The sequence below is a fragment of the Yoonia vestfoldensis DSM 16212 genome, assembly GCF_000382265.1.
In the GTDB taxonomy this organism is placed as follows: domain Bacteria; phylum Pseudomonadota; class Alphaproteobacteria; order Rhodobacterales; family Rhodobacteraceae; genus Yoonia; species Yoonia vestfoldensis.
On the sequence record NZ_KB908012.1, the window covers coordinates 1 to 4,976 of the forward strand.

Annotated in this window: 6 protein-coding genes; 2 read left to right on the forward strand and 4 right to left on the reverse strand. The window is 59.9% G+C overall.

Annotated features, from left to right (window positions below; all coding sequences use genetic code 11):
• The 4 genes from H147_RS0119030 to H147_RS0119045 form a co-directional block, all read right to left on the reverse strand.
• Positions 1-169, reverse strand: a 169-nt coding sequence (locus H147_RS0119030; RefSeq protein WP_019955989.1) for a helix-turn-helix domain-containing protein, incomplete at its 3' end; no start/stop codon positions are given.
• A 208-nt stretch (positions 170-377) separates the two neighbouring features.
• A complete protein-coding gene (locus H147_RS0119035) occupies positions 378-1,001 on the reverse strand; it encodes a class I SAM-dependent methyltransferase (RefSeq protein ID WP_019956971.1) in 624 nt (207 codons plus the stop codon).
• On the reverse strand, positions 1,001-1,738 hold the full coding sequence (pssA, locus tag H147_RS0119040; protein ID WP_019956972.1) for a CDP-diacylglycerol--serine O-phosphatidyltransferase: 738 nt from the start codon (positions 1,736-1,738) through the stop codon (positions 1,001-1,003). The genes H147_RS0119035 and pssA overlap by 1 nt, the downstream gene beginning before the upstream one ends.
• Positions 1,739-1,744: 6 nt before the next feature.
• The gene (locus tag H147_RS0119045; RefSeq protein WP_026352703.1) at positions 1,745-2,437 is read right to left on the reverse strand and encodes a phosphatidylserine decarboxylase; all 693 of its coding nucleotides are present in this window, start codon (positions 2,435-2,437) and stop codon (positions 1,745-1,747) included.
• A 217-nt stretch (positions 2,438-2,654) separates the two neighbouring features.
• Between H147_RS0119045 and H147_RS0119050 the strand changes: the two genes are divergently transcribed.
• Entirely contained in the window at positions 2,655-4,412 is a 1,758-nt protein-coding gene (locus H147_RS0119050; RefSeq protein WP_019956974.1) for a monovalent cation:proton antiporter-2 (CPA2) family protein, read from the forward strand.
• 384 nt (positions 4,413-4,796) lie between these two features.
• Positions 4,797-4,976: transposase (locus H147_RS20755; RefSeq protein ID WP_019956975.1), on the forward strand; the 180-nt coding region annotated here is incomplete at its 3' end.

A 4,976-nucleotide genomic window follows, 5' to 3' on the forward strand; every position in this document is an offset into this window, starting at 1 on the left:
AAGGGTCCAGCTTGCTGGGACGATCTGGCGCGTGAAACGCAGGTTCAACAATCCCCTCCCGCAAATACTTCTTGATCGTGTTGCGAGACACGCCCGTCCGCCGCGCGATCTCGCGAATGGGCATCTTGTCACGCAGCGCCCATTTCCGGATAACTTTTAAAAATCCCATGTCTATCACTCCAAGTGCTCCCAGCTGATTCAAGCCGGGGTAAGGTTGCACATGGGTCAATTCTCGATGACAATTTCTGCTGCTGCCGGGTCAGTTCTCAGTGACAATCAACAGTATTGTCGGACAACCGGTCTGCGCAGGCAGGCACCGTGCCTGCCCCGGTTTGAACCGCAAACAGCCTGCGCCCGTTCCCCCGCCCGAGCGCTGGTCAGGCGGGCGACCGTTTTTCGAATACAAGGAAGGTCATCATTCCAACCGGAGGAAACGGTTTTCGCTCGCGCAGTTCGAGTCTGTCGTCGCCCAGAACCCTGGAGATCGGGAAATCGGAATGCCAACCCAGCAGATTTTCGAGCGGCGCCGTCAGCCTTTCAAGCAACGCAAGGAACCCTTTGTCGCGCGCAAAATGATTCGTGATCACGATCTTGCCGCCGGGCCTGACCACCCGCGCCATTTCCGACATCACCCGCTCTGGTTCAGGCACGACCGATACCAGATGCATGGCCGCCACGGCATCGAAACTGTCGTCCGGGAAATCCAGCGATCTGGCATCCATCTGACGCAGCGCCTTTACATGGCGCAGGCCTTCCTTGTCGACCTTCGCCTTCGCCTTGGCCAGCATCTCGTTGCTGTAGTCGATACCTGTGACCTCCATGTCAGCCCGGTATCCGCCAAGGGCAAGCCCTGTACCCACCCCCACTTCGAGAAGACGCGGCCCGTGGGCGTTCAGATAGGCCACGGTGCGCCGCCGTCCGGCCTTCGTGATCGCGCCGAAAGTCTTGTCGTAAATCGGTGCCCATCTGGCATATGATGTTGTGACTGCGTTGATATCCATCAGTGTTTTCCTTGTCGCGTTTCGCGCCAGGCCCAGTGGATCCCGACGATGTAGATCAGACCCATCACCACGAGCGTCGCCCAGAGATAGGTCAGGAGAGCCGCCAGCAATACCACTGCCCCAAGCAGAAAGAACGGCACATTTCCGCGGGAAATCGTCATCATCTTGAATGAATAAGTCGGGATTCTGCTGATCATCAAGACCCCGATCAACAGAACCCACAGCGCCGCAATCGGTGCCGGCACAACGGGCCCGTCGGACAGCAGAAACGAGACATAAAGTGGCAACATCACAAGCAAGGCACCGGCAGGTGCAGGCACCCCCACAAAATAATTGCCTGTGCTCTCGGGCACGGTTTCGCGGCTTTCGACATTGAACCGCGCCAACCGCAGCACGCAGCAGATGGTAAACACAAGCACGGCAATCCAGCCTGCGCTGCGCAGGTCCTGTAGAGAAAACAGATAGACCAGCAGCGGCGCCGCCGTACCGAAATTAACGAAATCCGCCAGCGAATCGAGTTCGGCTCCAATCCTGCTTTCCGATTTGAGCGCGCGCGCAAGGCGCCCGTCGATCCCGTCAAGAAAACCCGCCAGCAGGATCAAAAGGACAGCGCGGTCGTATTCGCCAGCGATGCCAAACCGGATTGCGGTCAGCCCCGCGCAGATCGCGGCGAGCGTGATCAGATTGGGCAACAGCGCGATGACGGGCAGGTCAGGCCGCGGTTTGAGGTCGGTCATCGGCGGTCAATCCGTCCGGCCGGTGCGCGCTGGTTCGGTCGCCAGCAGATCGGCCAGCACGGTTTCGCCTGCGATCATGCCTTGCCCGACCGTCACCAGCGGCACGACACCGTCGGGCAGGTAGACATCCAGCCTGGACCCGAAACGGATAAGGCCAAAGCGTTCGCCGGTCCGCAAGGAATCGTCCTGCTTGACAAAACAGACGATCCGCCGCGCGACGAGCCCCGCGATCTGCACCACCGCGACCTGCCGTCCATCCGCGATCTCAAGACAGAGCGAGTTGCGTTCGTTGTCGATGCTGGCCTTGTCCAGCGACGCGTTGAAAAACTTGCCCGGCCGATAAGAGACCGCCATGATGCGCCCGCTGATGGGCGCACGGTTCACGTGGCAGTTGAAGACATTCATGAACACGCTCACCCGGCAAAGCGGCACATCCGCCATCCCTAATTCAGGCGGCGGCACTGCTTTTTCAATCAGGCTGACGATCCCATCCGCAGGGCTGACGATCAGCCCTTCGCGGGTGGGTGTCGTGCGCGGTGGGTCGCGAAAGAAGTAATAGCACCAGATGGTCAGGCCGACGCCGATCCAGCCAAGAACCGGCCAGATCAGGAACAGGATGATCGTGATACCGGCAAAGATGGCGACAAACCGGCGTCCCTCGGGATGCATCGGCTTGATGAATGTCTCGAGCATTGTCATCGGCGAGGGTCGATTCCTGTCGCTTTATGGTTGCGGGAAGCTAGGTGTGCGACGCACACAACGCAAGCGCGATGATTGTCTTGATGGCCAGGTCTACGCTCTTTACTTTCGACAGCCTGCTGCCACACTTCGGATCAAGCTGTCTTTGCTGGCAAAGTAATTGCGGCAAGCCGTGGTGCGCTGCATCCGGCATCCGGTTGCAGGGAAAGGGTGGCGAATGGCGACAGAAGGTTTGGGATCGATGATCGGCCCCGTGATCGTGCTGATGGGGGCAGCTGTGGTTGCGGTCCCAGTGTTCCGGCGGCTGGGGCTCGGGTCGGTTCTGGGATATTTCGCGGCAGGCGCGCTGGTCGGTCCTTCTGTGTTCGGATTTTTCACCGACCCCGACACGATCCTGCATTTTGCCGAATTGGGCGTCGTGATGTTTCTGTTCATCATCGGGCTGGAACTGCGTCCGCAAAAGCTCTGGGCGATGCGTGGGCAGATTTTCGGGCTGGGTCTGGCGCAGGTCTCGCTTGTCATCGTGTTGCTGACTCTGGCGGGGATGTTCATCTTCGGCTTCGCGATGGTCACCGCATTCATCGCAGCGGCGGGTTTCGTTTTGTCCTCGACGGCGGTGATCATGTCGATCCTTCAGGACCGGGGGGAAATCGCGCGCCCCGAAGGCCAGAAATCGGTCGCGATTCTGCTGTGCGAGGATTTGTCGATCGTGCCGTTGCTGGCGATCGTGGCGTTTCTGTCACCGCTGGGACAAGAGGCGGGCGGGCTTGCGGCGGCCGGGCTGGCGCTGGCAGGGCTGGTCGCCATTCTGGTCGTCGGTTACTGGCTGCTTGATCCGTTCTTTGCGTTGCTGGCGCGTGCGCGGACCCGCGAAGTCCTGAGCGCGGGGGCCTTGCTCGTCGTGCTGGGTGCGTCCCTTTTGATGGAGACCGTGGGCCTGTCGATGGCGATGGGTGCCTTTCTGGCGGGGGTCATGCTGTCGGGGTCAAGCTATCGTCACCAGATCGAAAGCGATATCGAGCCTTTCAAGGGGCTTTTGATGGGCCTGTTCTTTCTGGCCGTCGGGATGTCGCTTGACCTTGGCGTCGTTGCCGCTGAATGGCCTTTGCTGATTGCGATGCTGCTGGTTTATGTGCTGGTCAAGGCGCTGGCGATCTATGTGACGGCGCGGGCCTTCGGCAGCCCCAACCTTGTGGCGCTGCGGCGCATGACGTTGTTCGCGCAGGGCGGTGAATTTGCCTTTGTCCTTTTCACGGCGGCGCTGGCGGGTGGCGTGATTGACGCGCGCGAAACAGCGCTGTTTTCCACGGTTGTCATCCTGTCGATGGCAGTTACCCCTGTTATCCTCGTCGTTGCGGACATGCTGCTGCGCGAACCTGCGGCGGCAATGCACGGCGTCGATGCGGCGGATGGCCTGCGCGGGCAGGTGCTGGTGATCGGCTTTGGGCGCTTTGGTCAGATCGCATTGCAGATGTTGCTGGCGCGCGGCGTGCAGGTGTCGGTCATCGAAAACGACCCCGACCGTATCCGGGAGGCCGGTCGTTTCGGGTTCAAGGTCTATTTCGGTGACGGCACCCGGCTTGATATCCTGCGCGCCTCCGGTGCGGGAGAGGCGCAAGCCATCATGATCTGCGTCGATGACCGCAAGGCGGTCAGCACAATCGCTGCAATGGCGCTGCACGAATTCCCAAATGCAAAGGTGCTGGCCCGCAGCTATGACCGGGGCCATTCCATCGAACTGATCCGGGCGGGCATCGATTTCGAAATGCGCGAGACTGTGGAATCCGCGCTTATGATGGGCGCGGCAGGCTTGCGCAGTCTTGGCCACGACGAAGAGACCGTGGCCGATATCTTGGCCGAGATCCGCCGCCGCGATGCCGAGCGTCTGACCGAACAGGTGCAGGGCGACATCATGTCGGGACGCGACCGGATCCTGACAGCGCCGGTCCCCGAACCGCTGGTGCCGGGGCGCTGACGTCACTTGACGCGATCCAGCCAGATGCATCGGCGTGACAGGAAAGAAAGATATTCTGAAAAGCAGCGTCTACCAACGCAGTTTGTGGTCTCCGGGAGAAGCCCGGTTGTCACCTGCTTACCCAATCAAACACCCATGATCTCATCGCTGTAAGAAATAGAGCCTTTCCGGGTCTGGACCTCTGGTAAGCAAGCTGTCGGTTGCTGACATATGGCGTCAAGCCCAGCGCGCGGGCATTGAGCATGCCAAGACCGATAAGCCAATGGCCTGCCAAGAACGCAAGCCGTAACCACGCCATTGGCACCGCCTGCCTGACGCTTTGACAATGATCTAAGAGACGTCGCTAAGGACGTCATTAACGACGTCTCTTAGACGGGGTCTGCGATGCGTGGTGAAATTCTTGGGGCGGAGCGGCGACGCTTTTGGCATGACGACGACAAACTTGAGATTGTCATGTCGGTTGGGGTCGATGGCGCAAGCGTAACGCAGGTTGCGCAACGTCATGAGATTAAGCGACAGCAAATTTATGCGTGGCGGCATGACCTCAAGAGAAAGGGCCTGTGG

Coding starts and splice junctions, on each gene's coding strand:
- H147_RS0119035 (WP_019956971.1), bottom strand. CDS start 1,001: ATGGATATCAACGCAGTCACAACATCATATGCCAGATGGGCACCGATT.
- H147_RS0119045 (WP_026352703.1), bottom strand. CDS start 2,437: ATGACAATGCTCGAGACATTCATCAAGCCGATGCATCCCGAGGGACGC.
- pssA (WP_019956972.1), bottom strand. CDS start 1,738: ATGACCGACCTCAAACCGCGGCCTGACCTGCCCGTCATCGCGCTGTTG.
- H147_RS0119050 (WP_019956974.1), top strand. CDS start 2,655: ATGGCGACAGAAGGTTTGGGATCGATGATCGGCCCCGTGATCGTGCTG.